Source organism: Vreelandella neptunia (genome assembly GCF_022489065.1).
In the GTDB taxonomy this organism is placed as follows: domain Bacteria; phylum Pseudomonadota; class Gammaproteobacteria; order Pseudomonadales; family Halomonadaceae; genus Vreelandella; species Vreelandella neptunia_A.
Genome location: NZ_JAKVTW010000027.1, coordinates 1 through 22533 on the forward strand (window position 1 = coordinate 1; position 22533 = coordinate 22533).

General features: G+C 52.2%; 17 protein-coding genes. 8 read left to right on the forward strand and 9 right to left on the reverse strand.

The annotated features are described in order from the left end of the window. Window positions 1–40 precede the first annotated feature (40 nt). The 3 genes from MLE19_RS21380 to MLE19_RS21390 form a co-directional block, all read right to left on the reverse strand. A complete protein-coding gene (locus tag MLE19_RS21380) occupies window positions 41–322 on the reverse strand; it encodes a hypothetical protein (RefSeq protein ID WP_240720369.1) in 282 nt (93 codons plus the stop codon). A gap of 123 nt (window positions 323–445) precedes the next feature. Next, window positions 446–1108, reverse strand: a complete 663-nt coding sequence (locus tag MLE19_RS21385; RefSeq protein WP_240720371.1) for a hypothetical protein — start codon at window positions 1106–1108, stop codon at window positions 446–448. Between the two features lie 369 nt (window positions 1109–1477). Continuing rightward, window positions 1478–4090 carry an AAA family ATPase gene (locus MLE19_RS21390; RefSeq protein ID WP_240720373.1) on the reverse strand — a complete coding sequence of 871 codons (2613 nt, stop codon included), beginning with the start codon at window positions 4088–4090 and terminating at the stop codon, window positions 1478–1480. 555 nt (window positions 4091–4645) lie between these two features. Between MLE19_RS21390 and MLE19_RS21395 the strand changes: the two genes are divergently transcribed. From MLE19_RS21395 to MLE19_RS21430, 8 genes are all read left to right on the forward strand, one after another. Continuing rightward, window positions 4646–5017, forward strand: a complete 372-nt coding sequence (locus tag MLE19_RS21395) for a hypothetical protein (RefSeq protein ID WP_240720375.1) — start codon at window positions 4646–4648, stop codon at window positions 5015–5017. A gap of 323 nt (window positions 5018–5340) precedes the next feature. Beyond that, window positions 5341–6741 carry a DNA cytosine methyltransferase gene (locus MLE19_RS21400; RefSeq protein WP_240720377.1) on the forward strand — a complete coding sequence of 467 codons (1401 nt, stop codon included), beginning with the start codon at window positions 5341–5343 and terminating at the stop codon, window positions 6739–6741. 209 nt (window positions 6742–6950) lie between these two features. After that, window positions 6951–8042: a DUF7146 domain-containing protein gene (locus tag MLE19_RS21405; RefSeq protein ID WP_185858948.1), complete on the forward strand. Its 1092-nt coding sequence runs from the start codon at window positions 6951–6953 to the stop codon at window positions 8040–8042. Between the two features lie 541 nt (window positions 8043–8583). Next, entirely contained in the window at window positions 8584–9237 is a 654-nt protein-coding gene (locus tag MLE19_RS21410; protein WP_185858947.1) for an ERF family protein, read from the forward strand. Between the two features lie 71 nt (window positions 9238–9308). After that, window positions 9309–9764, forward strand: coding sequence for a metal-dependent hydrolase (locus MLE19_RS21415; protein ID WP_127061361.1), 456 nt, complete (start codon window positions 9309–9311; stop codon window positions 9762–9764). Further along, complete coding sequence (gene traF, locus MLE19_RS21420; RefSeq protein ID WP_240720379.1) at window positions 9761–10780, forward strand: conjugal transfer protein TraF; 1020 nt, start codon at window positions 9761–9763, stop codon at window positions 10778–10780. Before MLE19_RS21415 ends, traF begins: the two co-directional genes overlap by 4 nt. Next, window positions 10780–12339 carry a conjugal transfer protein TraH gene (locus MLE19_RS21425; RefSeq protein WP_240720381.1) on the forward strand — a complete coding sequence of 520 codons (1560 nt, stop codon included), beginning with the start codon at window positions 10780–10782 and terminating at the stop codon, window positions 12337–12339. The genes traF and MLE19_RS21425 overlap by 1 nt, the downstream gene beginning before the upstream one ends. Next, complete coding sequence (locus MLE19_RS21430) at window positions 12339–15443, forward strand: conjugal transfer protein TraG N-terminal domain-containing protein (RefSeq protein WP_240720383.1); 3105 nt, start codon at window positions 12339–12341, stop codon at window positions 15441–15443. Before MLE19_RS21425 ends, MLE19_RS21430 begins: the two co-directional genes overlap by 1 nt. 151 nt (window positions 15444–15594) lie before the next feature. Here MLE19_RS21430 and MLE19_RS21435 read toward each other — a convergent pair whose 3' ends face one another. From MLE19_RS21435 to MLE19_RS21460, 6 genes are all read right to left on the reverse strand, one after another. Beyond that, window positions 15595–15939, reverse strand: coding sequence for a hypothetical protein (locus MLE19_RS21435; protein ID WP_240720385.1), 345 nt, complete (start codon window positions 15937–15939; stop codon window positions 15595–15597). 344 nt (window positions 15940–16283) lie between these two features. Next, window positions 16284–17954 (reverse strand): type IV secretory system conjugative DNA transfer family protein, encoded by a 1671-nt coding sequence (locus MLE19_RS21440; RefSeq protein ID WP_101146467.1) that lies wholly within the window; start codon window positions 17952–17954, stop codon window positions 16284–16286. Continuing rightward, on the reverse strand, window positions 17951–18364 hold the full coding sequence (locus tag MLE19_RS21445; RefSeq protein WP_240720387.1) for a hypothetical protein: 414 nt from the start codon (window positions 18362–18364) through the stop codon (window positions 17951–17953). Before MLE19_RS21445 ends, MLE19_RS21440 begins: the two co-directional genes overlap by 4 nt. Then, window positions 18364–18954 (reverse strand): hypothetical protein, encoded by a 591-nt coding sequence (locus tag MLE19_RS21450; protein WP_240720389.1) that lies wholly within the window; start codon window positions 18952–18954, stop codon window positions 18364–18366. Before MLE19_RS21450 ends, MLE19_RS21445 begins: the two co-directional genes overlap by 1 nt. Further along, complete coding sequence (locus MLE19_RS21455; protein WP_240720391.1) at window positions 18942–21029, reverse strand: conjugal transfer protein TraN; 2088 nt, start codon at window positions 21027–21029, stop codon at window positions 18942–18944. Before MLE19_RS21455 ends, MLE19_RS21450 begins: the two co-directional genes overlap by 13 nt. A 135-nt stretch (window positions 21030–21164) precedes the next feature. Next, window positions 21165–22532, reverse strand: coding sequence for a hypothetical protein (locus MLE19_RS21460; protein WP_240720392.1), 1368 nt, complete (start codon window positions 22530–22532; stop codon window positions 21165–21167). Between the last annotated feature and the right edge of the window lies 1 nt (window position 22533).

The following is a 22533-nucleotide window of genomic DNA, read 5'->3' on the forward strand; positions in this document are numbered from 1 at the left end:
ACTCGACCGCTACCTGAAGCGGAAATACCAATCTCGGCTTTCAAGGAAACTTGGACGTTTTCGGCTTACTCCAAAGAGGACAGTTTCGAAACCACTGTCCAATTAGCAACCAAATATTTTGGCCACGTAATGCAGCGAGGTTGCTGTCAATCGAGTAGAGGACCATCAATCCGCCGATAATTTGGAGCCCCAATGAAAAAACCGTATTAGTTTCTTCTACTTTTTGTGGAAATGCCTGCAATGACAACCGGTGCGCTCCAACGATCAATGCCGCTGACCAAATGGGCCAAGCATCCATAAACCATCGGTAAAAACGCTTCATATACGTTCCCTGATATTCTTAACGCCGCCAGCATGCACGCCAGCGGAATGGAGGCGAAGCCGCAATGTAGTTAGCGTCGCCATGCTTGGCTTGGTTATAAGTTGTCTGGCAGGAAACCAAAACCTATGCCGATTGCTCAAGCTCTTTAATGGCATCCCGTAAACTGCTTCGGCTCCAGCTGCTCCGCATGTGATTAATGAGCTTTGCTGCATCGTATTCGAAATCGACCTCAATAGCCGACCGCTCTCCTTCCAAAAAATACTCTGCAGTTAATATCGCGCCAACAATCGGGTCTTCCCGCAACGCCTTGGCCAGTTTTACTCGATCCCCGATGTGGCCTTCACCTTCAAGGTTTACATCTAAAATTTTGGATTCTTTTGGCCCAATCTCAGTGCAAGACCCTACTGACTCTCTTGAACCCCAAATCAGCTTTGACCGGCCTTTCAATTTGAGCCAGAACGAATCCTTCTTTAAGTGGACTGCCACATTGTCAAGTGCAATGGCTTTGTCAGCATTATTAGAGACAGCGAGCCTGACTGATAGGTTACTTTTCTTGAATATATTTCCGGTGCCTGAGGAAAACGTAACGGTGTCTTTATCAGCTTTAAGAACAAGCGGCTCTCCTTCGTCCGGTGGCAAACTCTCTTCCCATGTCTTATAACCAGCCCAATAAAATGAAGCGATCCCGCCAACATATAGAGCCAGTGATACATAATCAGATACCTCCAAACACTGGCAGCACAAGGACCAGTACAAAGGAGTTCGCACCCAGATACACAGATCCATGGTGTAGGAGCTGCTTCAAATATCGCCGATGGCCAGTGTCGCTACTCATAAAATCCTTTGTGTTGAAGATGACTTATAACAGCGTATTAGACGGCGCGTTCTATGATTGAATGAACGTGCTGGCACTTTTTCCGGCAAATACAGCCTGCCAAACATTCCCAAGTCTATGATCCTTTGGGTTATTAATTTCCATTAAGCAGTATAATCTAAATTCGTGCGCCTGCTGCATTTCCCGGAATGTCTGCTCAGGGTCGCTATCAGCGACAGTCGGCCAGAAGCGGCCCGATCCCAGCAGGCCAAGAGGCAGCACTTTTAGGGGCGATTAGTCTGTATCCCAAGCTGCCTGCGTGGCAGTGTCCAGGTTACAGTTCAGCTGGCGGCAGCCTCCTTGGCACGTTTATCGAAAGCTTTGATCCAGTCCAACATAACTTGGACATCCACCAACAGTTCATTCGGATCGGGTAGCCAAGTCGGGGTCTCCGTTGGTTGAGAGTGCTCGAACGCGGAGTATTTGGTCATCATCCCGTTGATCATGGCGCAATCTTCAGAGGTGATGGCGTTCAAGCTTTTCAGCTTACCAAAGGTGTGGATCTCACGACGGTAGCGATTGATGATGCCGGAGCAGAGGTGATCCTCGACTGATCGCTCAACTAGGATACGGAAGTTGCTGCATGCATCCTTCAAGGCGAGCGCTCTTAGTGGGGCATCATACTTTTTGATAGCCCCGATACTGCTGATCATTTGGCCAAATCCAGCCTTTGGCTTGAGTGAGAACACGTCGATGGTTGCAGGCATGCCAGTGCTAGCGCCGTCACGCCCGATAGACTCAACGTGGACATCCACGGGCGAGAGCCCGACTGCTGGCCTTTGCGCAGCAGCGTTTCCAAGGAGCACCATCAACGACAGGCGATGGGTGAACACGATCACCTGACGGTCTTTGGCTAGGTCTACTAGACGTTTCGCGACGGCCTCCTCATAGCGTTGGTCCAGCGACGAAATCGGGTCGTCAAAGATGACTGGCAGCCCTCGATCCGCACCGGTAGCATCGGCTAGAAACGCGGCCAGCGCCACGATCCGTTGCTCGCCTTCACTCAGGATCTCGCGGTTTTTCACGGGTGTAATTGCGTCTTTCAGCTCGATGTAGAAACTGTAGACTCCTTTACCTGCTGCCCGGTGGTTCATTCGCACTGGAAGCGCACTGCCCCCAAGTGCTTGAAGCTCTGCGTTGAATCGGTCGCAAAAACCCTTCGCCAACTCCGTTTCGCCGATCGCATTGCTTTTTATCGTGAGCGCTCTGGTCTGGGTCAGCTGGGTAGCGGCTTCGATCGTCGCCACGCGCTTGAGGCGCACAACTTCTGCTTTGACCGCTTCGATCTGACCGGCAAGCCATTCCTGGGCTCGAAGCTCGCGCAAACGGGTCTCCTTCTGGGATCGCCCTACAGGATCCAACAGGGTTGCTAGCGCATCGCGTTGGGACGTTGTTGTTGCCACAGCATGGCCAAGCGCGTCCGTCCAAACCGACCAAGTTACAGGCGGGACGTCAGACAGATCCGTGGCGCTACTCATTGCCTTGAGCCTGGCGTCTATCTCATTGGCAAGCGCGCTGGCTTGCTCGGTGTCGAGACCAACGGCACTACACTGCGATTGCCATGCTGGCTCGACGATTTTGTTGGGGAGGGACTTCATCAATGTGACCAGGACACCTTCAGCGGCTTTCGCCTCCGTCTGCAGAGTATCGGTGAGATACTGCTCGAAGCTTGTCAGCCGTTCTTTACCTTCTGGTTCGAGCGGTTGCTGGCATAGCACGCAGCGCGCCCCCTCTCCTACATGCGGATGGGCATGATCCGGGTAAGCCGAGGTGGTTGAATACGCCTTTGCTGCTTCCCACAAGGTCTGCCAGACCGAGTCTCCGACACCCATCAAAGGCAAACCGTTTATGAAGGACGTCGCGTATGCGGTGGCCGCTTGGCGCTTTCTAATTGAGATCTTGCGCGCCGAGATGAGGGCTTCTGCTCGCTCGTTGCCCAAACTTTCCATCAGGCCCGAAACACTCTCGCTCAGCTTATCCAATCGATCTAAATCACCCACGGTCTTGGCATGGGCTACCGCAGGGTTTGGCTGGGCGAGTGCTGTCTCTAGCGCGAGGCGTTCCTGAAGAAATGCGTCGGAAAAGACACAAGCCTTCCCGATCTCGTCATCGCTGAGGTTCGGCTTTAGTCTTTGAAGATAAGTGGCCGCCGATGTCTGCGCATAGTCTGGTGGAACTACCGGAAGCTGGCTGATGAGCTTGTCAGCACGAGCCTTCAGGCGATCATTGACGCTATCAGAAATCCTAATTAGTACGCCGACAAAGCGCATAGCGCGGGGGAGGTGGGTGGCGGTGCTTTCAGTGTCCCCGAGTTCCAGTGCGGTGGCAGAGTCGAAGACCGGCACCGCGTTGAGTTTGGGATGTGGCCCGGCGACAGCCTCCCACTGGAGTTCACTCGATATCGGGCTGTCTTCGTTCGAACTGAGTGTGGTGACCCTCACCTTAGCAGAGGCGATCTCGGTTACATCATCGAAAACGTTGCTGTGTATTGTTCCTTTCGCACGCGCGCCACAAATATGCTTCATAAGCCGCGCATAGCCTGACTTGCCTGATCCATTAGCACCGTAAACGACGGCCATGTGCCCTTTGGAAAGATCCAAAGAAGCCTCCGCGCCGATGGCGTTCACCCCGCGGATGGTCGTCAAGGAATCGATCCGCAACGCACCAGCGCCAGTGGTTCCGAGAATAACGCCGGGGGCCAAAGCAGGATGCGTTGCATCCAAGGTCTTGGCCGCTTCTGCCATACAGTGGGTGGTGAGGGCTTTGAGCTCATCTTCTGTAGGCATGCGTCTGTTCTTGATGACCCCACCCGCTGCCATGCGCAACCAACTGGTGCGAGTATTCAGCCAATCTTCCAGCTTAATGGGCACAGCCGCAGAGTCTTTCTTACTCATAAATGACATGCTCCATGTTCGGCAATGTGCCAGAAAGGCAACGCGCCCCCTTCTCATATGAAACTTGGTCACACTCAAGGGTAAGGGAACGCTAGTGGAATTTGCCCTCAAAACCTGAGAGATATTTTCAGGCCGAACTAATAACCAGGATGCCTCGACTGCAAACGCCCACCGGTACTGCACGGTAACAACCAACAATTTGGGCAGTCGCGGCACGCATTAACTTTGGCGGTGCGACTTCCGCTATGGGTCGTTATCGGAAAATCGAGATTCCTCATAATTCTTAAGCTGACAGTATCTTAATCAAAAAAGGCTGTCACGGTTTATTGATTTTCACGCGTTTCCCACCCTCCTACCTCTGGCCTACAGTTATCAATCGCTCACGTATATCCGATCTCTCACTACGCACTCTTATCGAGGTGCATGGCCATACCGATGCAAGGAAGTAGGAGCCCTTCCCCCTTTTTGGTACCACGGAGTCTTATATATTGTGTCAGTGGCTTCCCTATCTCCCCCTGAGACCTGCAATCCAGCAGGAATGAGAGAGAAACGATCATGGAACTGACTAAATTTGACGGCTTTGCAATCTGTAGTGACACCGTGACAGGTTCACATGGCGACTTCATGATCACAGTGTTGCTCGGCCATGATCCAGATGTGACACCGAACTGCTTTGATACCTATTCAGGTTCCGATAAGGAAACCTGGGCAGAGAATAAGTGGTTCTTCGGTGTGCTCAAGGCCAAGGTCGAACTGAAGGTAGGTAGCCAATCTGTTCTTTTGGACGATGTGGCAGCTGTACTGGGGGGTATTGAGGTCAACAAGACCGAAAATAATGCTCACCTTGACGTTCATGCTCGTGAACTTGCTCAAGATGCTCTTGAGCAGGGAATAGAGATTGTTGAACAGATCAAGACCGCTGCGTAGTACATTCAACAGACCCTTCACTTGTGAAGGGTCTGTCACATTCAGGCTGAACCGATCGCTGCTGTGCAACATTCCCCCTCTTTCTCTGACATCCGATAAGCGGATTTCTAAGGTTATCTATGCAGTGTCCCCCCTTAGTGCGTTGATGACAATGGCAAGGCATCAGGACTATCTGTGCAACATCCCCCCCTCTTGCCCTGGGCCTGATACCAGGCGCCAGTTTTCTTTGTGTGCAGTATTCCCACCGGCCCAGTTTTGGGTCACCTGGTCCCCTACCTCCTTTCGAGACCTGTATTCCGCAGGAATGAGAGAGGAGATTGATCATGGGCAAGAGCACTGTGATTTATACCAAGATTGGTGAGCACCGTGGTAAGCAGCGTCTGTGGCTAGAAGGTAATCGGCTGGCGCGTACTGGGATCACACCAGGGCAGCGCTTCAACCTCGTTGCCGGCCGTAAGAGCCTGACCCTGCAATTTACAGAAGATGGTGCTTACAAGGTGTCGCGCAGAAAGCGTGGTGAGGTCGAGTTGCCAGTCATAGACATTACGGCAGCTGAGCTGGCGCAAGCGTTGGGCAAGGTAGAGAGGGTGCGTGTCGTCGTCAGGGGGAATCGTGTCGACATCACGATTCATCACCATGATCTTGCTGAATCTGATCGTATGGGTCGGCTACTGCAGTCCCTGACCAAGGGTGAGCCGCTTGAAATTGGTTCGATTGCACACGGTGCTGGAGTGCTTGATCACGCGATACATACTGGCCTTGCTGATGTCGGAATGCCCTCGCGCCTAGCCTTCGCTAATGAGCTGGAAGGTGCTTATCTGGAGGCATCATTGGCGAACAATCCTGTGTGGGACGAGGATAGCATTGCGATCCAAGGCCCGATGGAGGAAGTGGAGTGGCACAAGCTGCCGTTCATTCACCTCCTTTGCGCGGGTTTGCCTTGTACCGGGGCTAGCCTGTCAGGACGTGCGAAGAACAAGCTGGATCGGGCAGAAGCGCATGAGACAGCAGGTAGTCTCTTCATCGCTTTCATGAATGCAATCCAGACTTTGCGCCCTGCTATGGTGCTACTGGAGAATGTCCCGCAGTACCAGACGACCGCCAGCATGACGGTCATTCGCAGCGTGTTGTCGAGCATTGGCTATGACGTGCATGAGACCATTCTGGATGGGTACGCGATGGGGTCACTGGAGCGGCGCAATCGGCTTTGCATGCTCGCAGTGAGTAAAGGCATTGAGGTCGATCTCGAAGCACTGGAGCCTGTACGTCAGCGTGAAACATTAATCGCTGAGGTATTGGAGCCGTTTCAGGCAGTCCAGGATCGCTTCAAGCCTTACAGCTACCTTGCCGACAAGGAAGCCAGGGATCTGGCCGCGGGTAAGGGCTTTCGTCGTCAGCTGCTCGATGGTTCAGAGGGAAGCCTCGGCACCATAGGGCGTGGTTACTCGAAGGCGCGCTCAACTGAGCCGTTTCTCCGACACCCAGACGATTCTGGCCAGTCGCGACTATTGACCAAGGCAGAGCATGCCCGAGTCAAAACTGTCCCTGAGATGCTTGTTCAAGGGCTGTCTGAGACTGTCAGCCACGAACTACTGGGCCAAGGAGTGGTTCATTGTGCATTTCGCGCAGTGGGCCGCCTCATTGGCAACTGCTTGCATAGTATTGGTGAGCAGGACAAATATGCCTGGCAACAGAAGTGGCACAAGACGCATTCCGCGGCTTAGCCACACACTGAACTACTAGGCATCCTTCAAGCCCCACTCCGATCAATTGGAGTGGGGCTTTTCTCTGTTTAAGACTACTAACTGCCATTGTTTCGCATGCGGAACATTTATATTTGGTGGCAGTGTCTCCCCTACCTCTCCATAGCCGTCACTGGTCGCCCTATCTACTTGTGAGATCCGGGTGACCGGAAATGAGAGAGGAGCAGATCATGAGGAATAGTAACAAGTACGAAATTGCTGATGTGAAGCGTATTGCGGAAGGTCAATGGGATACTGTCTTTCAGGCACTGTGCCCCGAGCTGGAGCATGCACTTGCCCACCCGGGACATCACATCGATTGCCCGATACATGGTGGTAAGGAAGATTTCCGTCTCGATCGCGGTTTCAAGCAACGCGGTACGGCCATTTGCACTTGCGGTAACTGGGATGGTTTTAGCCTGCTCAAAGAGCTGAAAGGCTGGTCTCTTCCCGAAATACTGGAACAGGTCATGGGGGCTCTCGGTGAACAATCCGTTGAGCCGCTAGCGCCTACAGTATCTCGGCCGCCCCCACGGACGGTTGAGGAAAAGCAGGACATACGGCCAACGCTGCGCAAGCGCTGGGAAGAAGCTCTACCCCTGGGAAGGGGCGAAGGTCGCTTCATGCTGGCGAGCTACTTGCAGTTCCGCGGGTTGCCTGTAAAGCCGATGCTTAGCGTTCTCGAGACGGAGGCACGCCTCCACCCTAGGATGGCCTACATCGAGAAAGGCAAAGTGGTTAGCTACTACCCTGCACTGATAACCATTGTCAGGGATGCGGCTGGAAAGCCTGTCACGATGCATAGGACGTATCTCAACCGCACAGAAAATGGTGTGGTTGAGAAGGCGCCTGTGAGCAAGGCTAAAAAGCTGTTCCCTGTGGTGAAGAATGGTGATGTCCACGGTGGTGCTATTCGACTAGGCACAGCTACAGCCGGCGTTATCGGTGTGGCTGAGGGCATTGAGACCTCGCTAGCTATTCGGGCTGCTACGGGAATGCCTGTCTGGCCGGTACTGTCAGCTTCCCTAATGAGGTCGTTCGAGCCGCCTGAGGGTGTCACGGAAGTCGTTATTTGGGCTGATCGTGACCTACCCGACAGGAAAGGACGTAAGGCTGGTCAGGACGCAGCGGAAGTGCTCCAGGCTCGGCTTTTAGAGAAAGGGATTCGAGCTTCGATAAAGATCCCTGATGCACCCAGCTCAACTGATGTGAGCGTTGATTGGGCTGATGTGTACACCAGTAGTGGGCTCACGGGATTTCCCCGCAAGAGCAAAGCTGCTTAACCCTTCAAACCCTTCTGACATCCATTATCAGGAGGGTTTTTTCATTTTCAGCATGATGGGATTCGGGAGGAAGGATGCATTTTTATATATTCGCTGAATCTGTTTGGGTCAAGCAGCTACTGATCACTTAGGTCATTTAACTCTACCTCGCTTGAAGCGCATTCCTGTGGCATTGGCGCTTTTTAGCGTGGATAGCATGCCTCCGGGCGGTGATTCTGTGCTCAAGGCTCTGAGCACAGGGTCCAAAGTTACCGCCCTATCTGTCATTCCATAACCAGCCTTGCTTTTATTATCTGTTATTCGTTCTGAGACCAAGGTTATATGGGGCCTAGGGAATGATTCTAGTTCCCTTGCGTGGTGCATCACTTCTCCCTACTTTCTTTTAAATTAAACGTTTGTTTGATCTATCCGCTGGATCGTGTCACTTCCGCGGGGTTGCCACTCCTCTCGGTAATCTCAATACCACCTCCCGTTTGTCTGTCAGTAGCGCCCCTACCTCTCATGAGACCCCGATACCTGGGGGATGAGAGGAGAGCACGTTATGAATCGCAGTGACTCGATCGCCAGAATCGGCAAAGCCCTGGCTTCAGTGCAGGCTGAGCTTGGTGGTCTGATCGCACCGGATTCTACGAATCCGATGTACGACAACCGCTATGCAAGCCTCGCAATTATAATCGGCAGCATTCGTGCCGTCTTGAATAAGTTTGAAATTGCACTGGTTCAGGCACCTGTGCCCGGAACAGTGGGGGCTGTGGTGATGGAGACCATGCTCATTCATGGCCCTTCTGGGGAGTACATTGGCTCTTACTGTGAGATGCCCGTTGAGACCCTTGATAGCCATGGTGTGGCGTCAGCCCAGACGTATGCACGTCGCTATGGGTTGATGGCTCTTCTAGGCCTTGCTCAAGGCCCGGACGATGATGGAAATGCTGCCAATAACGCCGCTGTGGAATCCTCAGTGCTTCTCTCCCAAGGAGAGCCTGAGCCATCAGAGCAGCGGGTATCGAACGGTCACCGTTTGGCATCGCCCGAAGCGATTCTAGCGGAGATTGAAAACTCAGATGTTGAGCGATTGGTTTCGGCCGAACGCTGGGTCAATAGCGCTCAACTGGATGCACACCTGTCAGCTCGGCTCAAGGGAGCGATCGCACAGCGACGCCGAATTATCCAGCGACAGCAATCCCAACATGCTTAACCTTCCATAGCCCCATCCCTTTGTGGAGTTGGGGCTTTTTCGCGTGCATGACACAGGTATTTGGAGGCAGCTTGACCGGGAACGCTCATCGATTATTCGGCCTGGCGCTTGGCGCATCGGCTGGTGCGATTATGACCCCCTTTTATGGTGGGATGTCTGCGCTGGCAGTGGCGGCGATGGCGCTGCCTGGATCAACGGCACCTGACTGGCTGGAGATCCGCATTGGTCCAGCCACGCTCATACCCCATAGGACTGTGACCCACTGGTTGCTCCCTTGGCTAGGGCTGGCAGTGGCATCAGCCGTTTGGCTACCTGATGCGCCATTGCTTGCCGCCCTTCTCTTTGGTTTCTCGGTTGGTGGGCTCTCTCACGTCATTGGAGATGCTGGCACCCCTTTGGGAGTGCCTGTGTGGCACCCCGCCAAACGCCATTCCCTGAAGCTGTGGGATGGCGGCACTTCAGAATTTTGGCCCGTGCTGTTGGCCTGGGCCATTGCCGCGATATTGATACGGAGCCTTGTGCTATGAAACACATGACCGCTGGCCCTTTGCCGGCGCCATTTCTGCAGCTAATGCTGGCGCTTTTGCTAACGCTGAGTTCGACCGCTATAGCCCAGCCTGGTGGGGACCGAGGGCAAGCCTGTCTTGATAGCAATAATGCTCGCGAATGCGGTTGGTTCTGGGGGCACTTAGATGATGATGAGGAAGAAGAGCCCGAAGAGCCCTCAGTCGAGATACCGATGGCCAAGGCGCCTGAAGAGGAGCTGGATTGTACGGACCCAGAACAGTGGGAGCCCTCTTGTGGTTTTGTCGACCCAGAGGGGAGCTTCGAGTTTCAAGCCAAGCAGCGCGACATGCTGCTTAACCAGTCTGTGATGAACCCCAACAATCCAGAGACAGTCGAGGCCTTTCAGCGGTATATGCGATGGGCCGTCGACCAAGCCATCACAATGTCGAGGATGTGGGAGTGGAATCAGATCCAAAACCAGGACCTCAACCCCCTCGTACATAGCCCCGTCTCCTCCTTTGGGCTTCGTGCAGCGTCACGAGCACGCGATGGCAAGCGCAACGCGGTCATGGAAGAGATAGATGACCAGAATGGGTTTCTCGTCTGGTTTACCCGGTCTAGCTGCCAATTCTGCCATGACATGCAACCAGTTATGAAGCAGCTCGAACGACGTACTGGGCTCACCATTTACAACGCTCCACTTGATGGGGGGTGCATGCCAGAGTTCTCGAACAGCTGCGATACCACAGGACGCTCAGTAGAGGCTGCTGGCCACCTTGCCGTCGAAGCGGTACCGGACCTCTGGCTTTACCTGCCACAGGATGATCTTTGGTTCCGCGTCTCCAGTGGTGTTGAAGCAGCGCAGCGGATTACCTCGAGGATTGAGGTCTTCTTTGGTGCTATCCAACGAGCAGCAGAAAAGGGCCTCGAGGCGGTTGGTGATGGCACGAGTCCTCCCGTTGATTTCAGCGTCCCCGACATGCTGGAACGGTCATCCGGTGGCCTCGGCGCCGGCATTTCCCAAGGAGTTGAGTAATGTTCTCCAGAAACAAATTGGTAACCATGGTGGCAACAGCAGTGATCAGCGGAATGTCGATAACGGCCACCACAAGCCAGGCTGAAGCCAACGCACTCGAAAATGCGTTTGACCGGCTATCCAGTGCCGGAGGCGGCTTCAGTAGCTCAAACAGCGCAGCGTCGTTTGAGACCAGGACACGGCATGGATACACGGCCGGGGGGTTGACCATGCGGTTTTCTCAGAACCGCTACTCGCTAGTCAACATGGACCCGCCGCGGCTAGACGTAGGCTGCAATGGCATCGACGCGCATTTTGGTGGCTTCTCCTATATCGACAGTGAGCAGATCCAGCAGATGTTGGAGCAAATCGCCCAAGGGGTTGTAGCCCTCTCCTTCCAGCTCGCGCTCAAACAGCTCTGCCCTATTTGTGGGGATGTGCTTGAGTTCGCACAACGCATGGCACAGGCGGCGGCGAAACTATCCCAGGACAGCTGTGAGGCTGCTACCGCACTGGTTGAGGGGTTCCCTGACTACTCCGGCGAATTAGGGAATCTCTGGTGTAGTTCGGTAGGGATGTTTGAGGGCGTGGAAAGTGACTGGCTGGCAGCCCAGCAGGACACTTGTGATAGCAAATCGGATTCGGGCCGCGAAGTGCGAGACCACCTCAGCAACAATCCCGGGGATCGCGCACTGGCCTTAGAGCTTGATGGCAACCGCACATGGCTAGGCCTTCAAGAAGCAGGTATTGCCCCTGGGCGAGATGGCAGCAACAACATGGGGGCAGAGAACAAGATATTTGCCGAGCTATTGATGAGTTGGATTGGTACTGAGGTTCGCAACAAAGGGGGTAGTGGCGACTCGAACACCTTTGCGCCAACCATCGAAACTGCCGATGCGATGCTGGACATATTCCTGTGCGGAAGTGATAAAGCCTCGCCGACCGTCATTGAATACGCTGACTTCGTGAACAGCTTTTGCGAGGACAAGGTATGGTCAGGCGCCTCAGGCCAGGCCACCGAGATTTATACTTGTAGCAACAGTGATCTGAGAGACTGTTGGAACCCGAACAAAGCAAAGGTTGAGGATATATCACTAGGCCACGGCTTTTTGACCACGGTGATTATGGAATTGGAAGGTGCGGTTAAGAACGTTGCCAGTGGCACCCCGCTGACCGCTTCTCAAAAGGCCATTATTGCTGCAGCGCCCTTCCCGCTCTATCAAGCAGTTAATGTTGCAGCGACCTACCCGGACCTTGCCTACGACCTAGTAGTTGGTAACTCGACCATTCTGTCTTACATGATCTCCATTGAGTACATTCGCTATGCCGTCCAGGCAACGGCTAAGACATCGATGACATCATCCGTGCCGGGTGAGATCTTGCGCGAATTCCGCGAGGCCCAGAATGAGCTAGTTGTCATGACCTCCCAGAAGGCTCAGCAAATTAACCTTATGGCTGAGACTCAGGAAAACATAATGAGCCAGGTTGACAAGATCAACCGCGCCACGTTGCGAAATCTTCATGCCATGGGTCTATCCGGCATGGATTTCGCTCGTGATATGGCTCGGGAGGTGGACTGATGAAATGGCTTGTTCCTGCCCTTGTAGCTATTGGATTGGTCGCTGTTCCGGGGCTAGCAATCGCAGAGACCATGACGCCTGCAAGTGGTGACACTTGGACATTTTATGGTTATGGCAACGGTTATGCGCTGGCGCAAATACTGGAGGCGATTAAACGCCTGACTGACCCTGACTCAAACCCTGGGTTCAGGAACTTGGCGCTGTTCTTGGCGATGGCCGGCTTCCTTGCGATGTGCTTTACGGGAATCCTGGGTGGAAGTCTGCAAAAGGTGGCCATGTATTTTGCCGGCATGATTCTTACTGTCTACATGCTGTTCTCTTTGAAGGTCGATATTCTTATTGAAGACATGGTGTGGGATGGCGTTGGGTCGCCCCAATTCATTCAACGAATTGAAGGCGCTCCGGCAGCCATCGGTCTTCCTGCTGTTGTCATCTCAGAGATAGGGATGTGGGCTACAAACGGCATTGAAACTAACTTCACGACGCCAAACTTCGAGAATCTACGTATTTCAGAGGGGGCTCCCGTTGGCATGGCGGCAAGCATGCTGAATGACATGAAGAAGATTCGCCTGACTGATCCGTACCTGCGATCAAGCATTCAAAGTTTCATGAATGACTGTGCGTTGCCGAATATTTTTAGCGGCAAAATCTCCCCGGTGACGCTAATTACCTCACAAAATGCATGGGGGGTTTTAGGCAATAACCTGAACCGGGCAGTTTATACCGTCGTTTATGACTCGACCGATCCAAATGGTGGCATGCAGGCTTGTGACGAGGCCTACGCGAGCATTGACAACCGTTTGCAGACTGCAGCTCCCGCGTTATTGAACGGCATGAGGGAAGCATCCCCTTTCTGGCTTCAGCAGGCAGCAGGATCAACAGCGCTCGCACAAGCCGCTTTGGATGATTCGTTTCGCTGGGCTTCAGGTGGGAGTGCCGTTCAGGACGCCACAGGGCTTGCCACACAAGCCGCAATCGCAGAAATGTACTCTGGCACCTATGAATACGCAGCAATGGCCACAGGCTCCAACGAGCTGATCTCAGCCTTGAATATGGAGCAGGCTCGACGTGCCCAGCAATCTGGATGGTATAGCACAGCTATTCTCTTCCGGGATATGGCGGGCTATTTCTTCGCTATCCTTCAGGCATTCGTGATTGGGCTGGCGCCGATTGTGTTTGCTGCGGTGCTGGTCCCCGGCTTAGGCAAGAAGATGGGCACCTCGTATGCCCAGGTGATGACCTGGCTCATTTTATGGTGGCCAGGGCTCGCAATCGTGAACTACATCATGATGCTCTATTTCCAGGGTCAGACAGCGGGATACCTCGCTGATGGTCTCACCATGGCCAATATGAGCGCAGTTAGCGATATGTCGGACAAGATGGTAATGGCCTCAGGTTTTATGTCCACCTTAGTACCCGCCATCATGTGGGGGTTAGTATCTGGTAGCGGTTACGCCTTCACTTCTGCCCTGGACAGGGCATCTGGTAGTCAACAAGCGGCGACAGCAGCGAACAACATGTCTACAGGTGCAGCCTCGGCTGGCCAGGTAAGCATGAACAACGCGAACATGAATGCTCACCAAACCTCTCACCGCTACAGCTCTGGGGAAGAGGTATCGGCACACCATGTCGGCGTTGGGGCATCTCAAGTTACGAATATGAGCGGGCAGGATACGAACGTAGGCCTAAGAGCGGCAGACATGAGGGAGAGCCTATCTAAGTCGCAGGCATTTAGTGAAGCGACCCAGAGAACAGAAGAAGCGAAACAGTCATTTAGCCAACAATCCCAGAATATGATGACTGATACCTTCAGATCGGCTACCCAATACGCCCAAGACCAAGGGTTTGTAACTGACGGCTCGGTTGACTGGTCAAGGATGTCTCAGGATCAGCAAGGGCAACAATATATGTCGGAGCTGTCTGCTACTAGGCAAGTTATGGAGCAGGCCGGATTATCGGAAAGGGAAATTAATGATGTTACTTCGCATGCGGCCGGAAAGGCCTCAATCGAAGCTGGGGGTAAAACAGAGGTTGGTCTTTCACTTAATGCGGGTGCTAGCGCTTATGCAAGGACATCTGTACAGGGCGAAGTCGGGGTCCGTGGTTCAGACACTAGCCAAGACACGACCGAAGAATCTATGAGCCTGAGCCAATCAGATACTGGGAAGCTATCTTTCTCTGAAAATGGTGCAGTTCAAGTTGTAGGTCAAGACGGCAGCCGATATTCAGAAAAAGTATCCCAGAGCGAATCTCGACAGGTACTTGAGGGGCGGGTCGGTGAAGATCGCGCCTCTATGCTCTATGCGGCCTCAAACGATTATCAGGAAGCTGTCCAGGTTCAACAGCAAGCACGCGAGGAATATGTTGCAAGTCGCAGTGGCTCGATCCCTACTCCCGCCAGCCCACAGACTATTTCGGCTATGCGTAGCGATGCCAATGATCTACGAGGTGAGGTTGAACAGCGACAGAATGCCGATCGTGCTGAAGTTGCCGGGCGTGAGAATGCTGTAAGTGGCAGTGTCGGCGCAAATACAAGCGATGTGGGCGCACGAGCAGCAACGGCAACTGAAGTCACCACACCGATAGAGAGAGGTGGTGTAAGTTCACTATCGGTTGATTCCAGCGAACGGCTAGGGACGATCCAAGGTAATGCGCAAGCGGACGTTGAAAGGCCAGATGCTTATCATGTGATCGATACAGGAGGTAGCTTTTCTGTCGCTGATCGTAGGGCGATCGATGCCGCTGACCAACAAAATGCGGATGCTCTCATTACCGGAGGCGAACGATCCAATATACAGATCGGAGATGACACCTTCGTTCCAACCTACTACGAGAACAATCAGGCAGTTTATGCTGTTGAGCGTGAAGGAGGGCATGCATATTACACGTATGGAGGGGATGGCGAATTTGAGTCGGCCAGCTCTCCTATGCCGTCTACTCAAGAGCAAATCGATTCTCAGGCCAATAATGGCTCAACCCAGAATGCTACGGCCGCTACGATCAATCGCGGCCAGGTGCGTCGAGGTTCTGAATCAACGGAAGAGCCTTCCCCTAACCAAGGGTCAGATATTGATCCGCGAGAATTAATGGGCACCCGCCCATAAGAAAAAGGCCCCTTGCGAGGGGCCTTTCTTCATGCATTTTTAATGATCTGTTTGAACCTCAACATCCCCCTAACCAAGGGTCAGATATTGATCCGCGAGAATTAATGGGCACCCGCCCATAAGAAAAAGGCCCCTTGCGAGGGGCCTTTCTTCATGCATTTTTAATGATCTGTTTGAACCTCAACATCGCCCTGGTCTGGAATATAAGAACCAGAGCATACCCTGCCCAAATAAAGGGAAGCACTTTGCCAGGGGCACTATCCCATGTGAAATAGGTAAATATTAATAGGCTTGGAATTATTACTAAGTTCACCATCAGAAATACGTATATGTTCTGTTTGGCTCTCCACCTAGCGGCACGTACAACATCTTCTTCTTCTGCACCGATCAAGTGTTGAAGCTCATTGACTACGAAAGAACCCTTGGGTTTCCGGGCGGCACTTTGGCGGGCTGCGATCGCACGTTGGCGGCGAGCTTTGCGATTATTGTTAGCCATTTCGATCTCCCAGCGATCGACGCAATTACCTTACTATTGTGTAATAATACTATACGACGATTTCAATGTACAGCATGAAGCGGCTATTTTCTCATCTTTTCTGCTGGGTCAAAGTATGAGCGCTTATGACATAAGTGGGTAACAAGGTCGATATGGGCATGAATTATCGTCTTGGCAAGCCAAAGAATATATCCCCCAGCGAATTTCAATACCTCGACGGTTCCCTTGGATATAATGTCCATGAGCGGCCTAAAGACTTCTTTTACTCCCGGAAGAATTCCTAAGAGCAACATAGCGAAAATGGCGATTGTCGCCCAAAATAACACTGTAATCATAACTACCCCCTAAACAGTTGCTGTAAGAAACTCGTTTAGCCGTTCCTCGAAGTTAAGCGCCTGTTTGTCGGCAGGCATCTTCATCTTGCGTTTTATTACCTTAAATGAAGGAATGTGTTTGGGGTAGTTGATCATTGGCGTTCTCAAATGATACATGCGAGCGCCCATCATCATGACCGCTTGCCCCATATCCATGGCTCTCAATTGATCCGGTGTTACCCTGAACTCCTCAACTTCGCGCCAGCTTTCACCCATGCCGCCGCCATCGGACATGCTGGATTGTGGGGTGGTTCTCAAATACTGCGCACTCTCTCCCTGGTTAGCCGAGACTGAGACAGTACGTTGAAAACGCTTGGTTTTACCTAGTATTTCTGCGGCCTCTTCAGGGCTGTCTTTCGCACCGAACTTGAAGAATATTTTGTTCCATGTGTTCTGTATCACGATGTCTGCAAAGTCTGGCGAGACTCGATTAAGCTGGCTGAAGGACTGGAAGGCTGGAATCAGTGCGATATTGGCCGATCGCGCCTGCTCGAAGAGACGCCCTACCCCTTCCATTACGTAAGCACCCATTTCATCCAGAAGTGCGATGAAATGCTCTGGCCTTTCGCCCTTGGGTAAATCCTGAATGTAGGCAACAGCAGAGCGAATGTCCGAGACGATCATTTTCCCTAGGTTGAGGGCTGCGGTGTCCTTTCCCATCGTCGGAAGCGAGACATAAAGCATGTGGCCCTTACGAATAATCTCGGTAAGCACGATTTCCGGGGCATAAACGTTGAAGACCTTTCCAAACTTACCCTGGGCGAACAGTGCAATCCGGCCTGCCATCCCGCCCAGCGTTTGCTTCATGCGGTTGAGGTCGATTTTTGTCCCTTCCTTGGTACGGGTACGGAACTGATCGAGGAAGATCGATAGCGCCCTCTTCTCAGGCCCTTGAGGAGTCATTCTCTCCAAGTTTTCAAGGGCTCTATCGGACTGCAATAGAATTGATAGATCTCCGAAGTGATATAACTGACCGGAGGCTTGCAGAGCGGCAATGATGACAGTGAGTGCATGATTGGCGGATTGCCTGTAGTGATCGGCGCCTGGATTGTTCTCCGCAGAAGGAATGAGGTTCATCAGCCGCGATGCCACTTCATCAGGATCGCCGTGGAGAACAGGGTTATAGGTATTGGCGTTATCGGGGTCTGACACGTCGATAATGTAGAGTTCATCTTCGCGGCCTGTCACCTTGGCCATGTACGCTAGGTGATCCCGAGTGTCCCGATCGATCTTGGCGTCAATGAATAGCCATCCGCGCCCACGCGCAGTTTGCTGCCAGAGGATATATTCACCAAGAGTAGTCTTACCCACACCAGACTGACCCACGATCGCAGTGTGTCGCTGCCCGAGGATGTCGGGCATGTTGATTCGAGTATTTTTGTCGGTGGTCAGGCCGATATGTAAGGAAGGCCCCTTATCATCTACTGGCTCGTCTGAAGGCAGCACGAAGCCCTCTCGGGAATCCTCGTCGTACTGGCGCAGCTTGGCCATAGCCTGGCTCCATGTGAGCTGCGCCATGCCCAGCGAACCCAGGACGCCAGCAGGCCATGCTGGGAAGGTGCCGACAGCCCAAGGTGTAGCGGCCGCAACGCCGGCTGCAATGGCGGTAAGTGCCAGCGCATCCATTCTGCCGGCTATCATGGGCAATCCTCCAGCGTCACGCTATCAGCACGGAACATCCCGGCTGCCCATGCAGAGGGGGCGATGTAGCTACGGCTGTCGGGCAGCGGTGCCTGATGGCAGCGAATCATCAAAGATGAGCTGTCGTCCAGAGGATGAAGGCTTATGAGGTGTCCTGGGTAGGACGCGAAGACTAGAACTCCGATATAGCCATGGGGCAAATCTTCTGGTGGATTGCCTCCAAGGTTCAGCGACCAGGCATTGAGCCAATCTAGCTGGCTGGTCACCATAAGCGACTTGCTAAGTAGCGCGCCAGCATCATGACCGCCATAAAGCTGATGCGCGGGTTCATTGGCGCCTTCCTGAGCATTGGCAAACAAAGGCATGGTTGTTGCCACCATGATCAGCGCAGCCTTGAAAAGAGTTTGCATTATTTGTTGTTCCTATCAAAGAAGCCACTGGGCAAACGATCCCTGCCACCAGCCCCACTAACGCTCGGCAGCATGTTGTTGGGTAGCGATCTTCCTCCTGGAACAAGCGAGTCAATAAAGGAATGCCACATGCTATATTGAAATTGCTCGGTATATGCATTGCCTGAAGTAGTCACGAACGTAATCCTGCCGGTATAGACAATACTTCCATGAGGTGTAATGGCACCCTCCTTATTGCGGTGGCCATACGTATGGTAGGCGGGTGTGCCAGGGGTCACTGTGGTCGGACTTGAGCCGTCACCCCAGTCGACAACTGCTTTTTCAACTCTTCTAACGTTCTGCCCACCGTTCTCAAAGGACGTATAAGTGAGCGATACATCTAGCTGGGTTTCTAGGCCTACATACCCATTATTGGGCGTGAACATGAAAGGCCTCTGCCCCGCGTTCTGCACAACTTCCTCTGAACCGGCTGCACCCGATGCCAGCGCTTCAGCTTGGGCAGTGATTCGGTCTACTGGGCTCCCGAAGGAGCCAGTAGATGCCAATACCATCACCACACAAGTAGCTTGAATTAAAGCTATCTTGCCCATGTCTGGTTGAACTCCGATTGTGCTTTTTCCGACAACGTTTCCACGTACTCCGAGAAATCCATATCGCCGAGATCAAGTGCAAGGAACTCGTCAATAGTGAACCCGGTGCAGTCTGGCTTGTACTGACGATCGTAAGTTGTGGAGGCCTTTGTCACACAGCTACCCAAAACCTTTAGCATGCACGGCTCGTATTTCTTTTCTGAGTAGGTGTACCAAGGCTTAGCTGTAAGATTGACTTCAATTGAAGCTCTAAACTCACATTCCTCAACGGAACATCCACCAGTGAGAGTCACTGGTGGACTGTTGCTGACATAGTTATTCAAATTAGTAATGTCATTCTGGATGTTGACTTCATTCCACGCCGCATTGTCATAGCATTCATATGATGAACCGATACACATGCGCAGCCCTCTGGAAGGGGATTCTGAACCTAGAGGGTTTGTATATGCCTCGAAGTGAACATTGTTATGCGCCCAAGAAAACTCGCCCCAGCCATCATTAGGAAAATTGATTGGCCACTTCATATCTAAGGGAATGCGCATCTGACCACCAGCGCCAGCTTTCCAAGCGTGAACTTTGTATTCACAGCTGCCATCTTCAAAACACCCACCTTCTACAACCGAATATCGGTTGATCGCACGGGTGTGATGATCCTCTGCTGCTAAGCGATGGGTTTCCCAGCCTGGGCTAAAGCCATAAACAGGGTGATCAGGCGGTGCCCCGCATGACGATTCAGAGCAGACCGCTGCATAAATGTCTGGGCTTGAAGGGCAGTCGTATCTAGATAACATCGAATTGGTAAAGCCTTCATCGGTAGAGCATTCCTCTTTCCACTGCCAGAACCGCACTCGATTGCCGTTGGCATTTAGCTCGTTCGACCATCCTCCGGCAGAATTGTAAAAAGGAAACTCAATGCGCTTGGTAACAGCTCCACCTGCGTTTTGCGAAGCCAACTCGGCAAGCTGTTCTCGACCCTGTTCTTGAATAATTCTGGCAAGCATCGAGTCAAACTCGCACCAGCGTTGGTATCTATCCACCTGAGTTTGGGTGTTCGCAATCGACCATGGCCTTGTCCAATGTGCGCATATTTGCTTCGCGTAGGACATGTCACCTTTCGCAGGCGCGTTGTAAATATAATTTGCGAACGTGCATAGCGTATTATTGGTGGGAACAAAGCCGGGTGTAACTTGGACGGCTCGTTTCGCCATGCGAGCAGCAGCAAGCTCTACATCTTCGAGGTCGCAGTAGTCAGCACCGATTCCTGTTGCCATAGAGATAAATGAGCTGGTCAAAACGACATCTTCTGGGTCTTCCTGACAGCATTGCATGTGCTCAATAGCATTTAGAATGTCTGCCGAAGCAGTGCCAGCCAAGACAGCTCCAAGCGGTCCGCCAAAATACGTTGCCAAAACCGTTGATACGGTTGCGTTAAATTCCATCATGCGACGGAAATCGCTTGTAATCGCTTTGCACTCGCGCTCCATGCCAGAAAAGATCCGCATGTTTTCATCTAGCCCACCCTCGGCAGCGATCATGTCCATGACACCTGCCGCTGCAATAGCGTCTGAGAAGGCGCCTTCATCATCGCTAACTTCAGGCATAATTTCGTAGGAGCTAGGATCGCATTTCCCATCTTCCCGACATGTATATGTCTGTTCCTGCCGAACGCATAAACCGTCTTGCTTTATGGTGCAGTCGTAGCTCGTTATGTTGCAGTTCGGGTCGTTATTGCAACGTGGTGTCTCGCCGATGTAACAGCGCTTAGTTACTTTTTGGCCAACAATATTACCAGAAGCATCTTTTATATCTGTCCTGCTTATATCTGGGCCACAGCCATAAGAAGTGTCGGCACTACATGTGGACTCGCTCTTTTGCCATTCTTCGATCCAACTGTCAGGAAGAATGCGTGAATATTGCGAATAGGTCGCTGGATATGTTTCTCCAAACGTGTTTACCAACTCCCAGTCATCATCGTTCTGTAGTGCTTCGAGATTGCAAGTGTGGCTATATGGATCGCCGTAACATCTATAAGTAACGGCATATTCCCAGCACTCTCGTCTGACTGTTTTACCCATTATCGTTCTGGGGGCAGAATCAATACATGTCTCTCCGACCTTGTAGCACTCTTGGTAGTCGCTTAAAGCCCCAAAGGTAACCTGGGGTATTATTAGGTAGATTAATAAAGCTACTAAATGAATATATTTCATAGTTTATAACTCAGGCCGTCTGCTTTCTAAACCAGTACATTCATCGATCACTCTATCTGTGAATTCGATTCTCATTGGTATAGGGAAGCTATTTGAACCTGCATAGCTTATGTTCTTGCAAGGGTTTTCAAAGTAAGCTGTGACATTGCAGGTAGTGCCATTACAGTTCTGCTCGTAAGCTACTCGAAAACATTTACTACCGCTAAAGTCCTCTATAACAGTTGTTTTAGGTACAGTAGTGTTTAATCCGCCACTGACAACATTTGAGTGAGGGCCTGTATGACGTGAACCATCTGACTTCTTTACCGTGTCATAGACAACTCGGTAGCCTTGGTCTTGGCAGTAAAAGTTATATCTGAGGTAATCGACGCAGCTAGGGCAGGGGTCGCTCGTTATAGTTAAAAGGTGATCGCCATTATTACATGTCGGTATTTTTATTCCCGTCACCTCAAGTTTTCTAGCGCAGCTAAACTCTGCGGAGTCTCTTCTTACCTCACACTCCCGAGATTCAGGCTCACAAGTAACGAGTCTTGTTGGTATATCGACCACGCAGGAATCGGTTGTGATTTTATCCGGCTTGCATTCTCCCCCCACATTGATGTCAAGAAAATCAATTGTTCTTGGGTCGTTGGGGTCACATGAAACTGGAATATCACCTTCACTGAACAGTTGATTTATTTGATTGCCGAGACACTTTGAACGATCATCAGCAAAATTGCTGCCACGTTCAAAAGTAGGGTTATCCCGAACATCACTAATGGTATTAGACGGGTGATTCGGGTCTTGATTGACTCTATCATTCCCTTTCTGACGCATGTCATTGCCCCCCCATGCATCCCCGTGAAGTTGGTGCATAGTCATGGTGCAAGACGATGAAGAACATTCAGCCTCGACTCGATATGCTCCGTAAAGGTTGCCTCTGCTGAAGGCGGCTTCTCCCCCGGACGGTATTTCTCTTGTGACCGTATAGCGGTTCTCGCTACACCGTATTCCCTGAGTTAGTGCGTCACATACGGAAACACTGATCCGCTCAAGCTCACCATTGTCGCTTTGTTCACACTCTTCGATAAAAACTCGAATGCCGCCTGCAGTGAGGCGAGCCCCGTCGCGGCATCTAAAGTTTCGCTGCTGTTTCTGTTTAACTTGAAGCCCCACCTCCCCTCCAAGCTCACCAGAGGTTTTCGTATCCTCAAGACCCAGGCTCGATGTAGCTGATCGGAAGGCGTTGTTTGGGTTGAAATCCCTGGCCCAGGCTCCCCCAGCATTCATTCCAGCTTGGTTAGGGGTGGCCATCGCCACGTCGCTCAAGGGCACGAGGGCCGCAAAAGCGGCCCCCATGGCAAACAGTTTTAAGCAAGAGCCCTTCGGCATG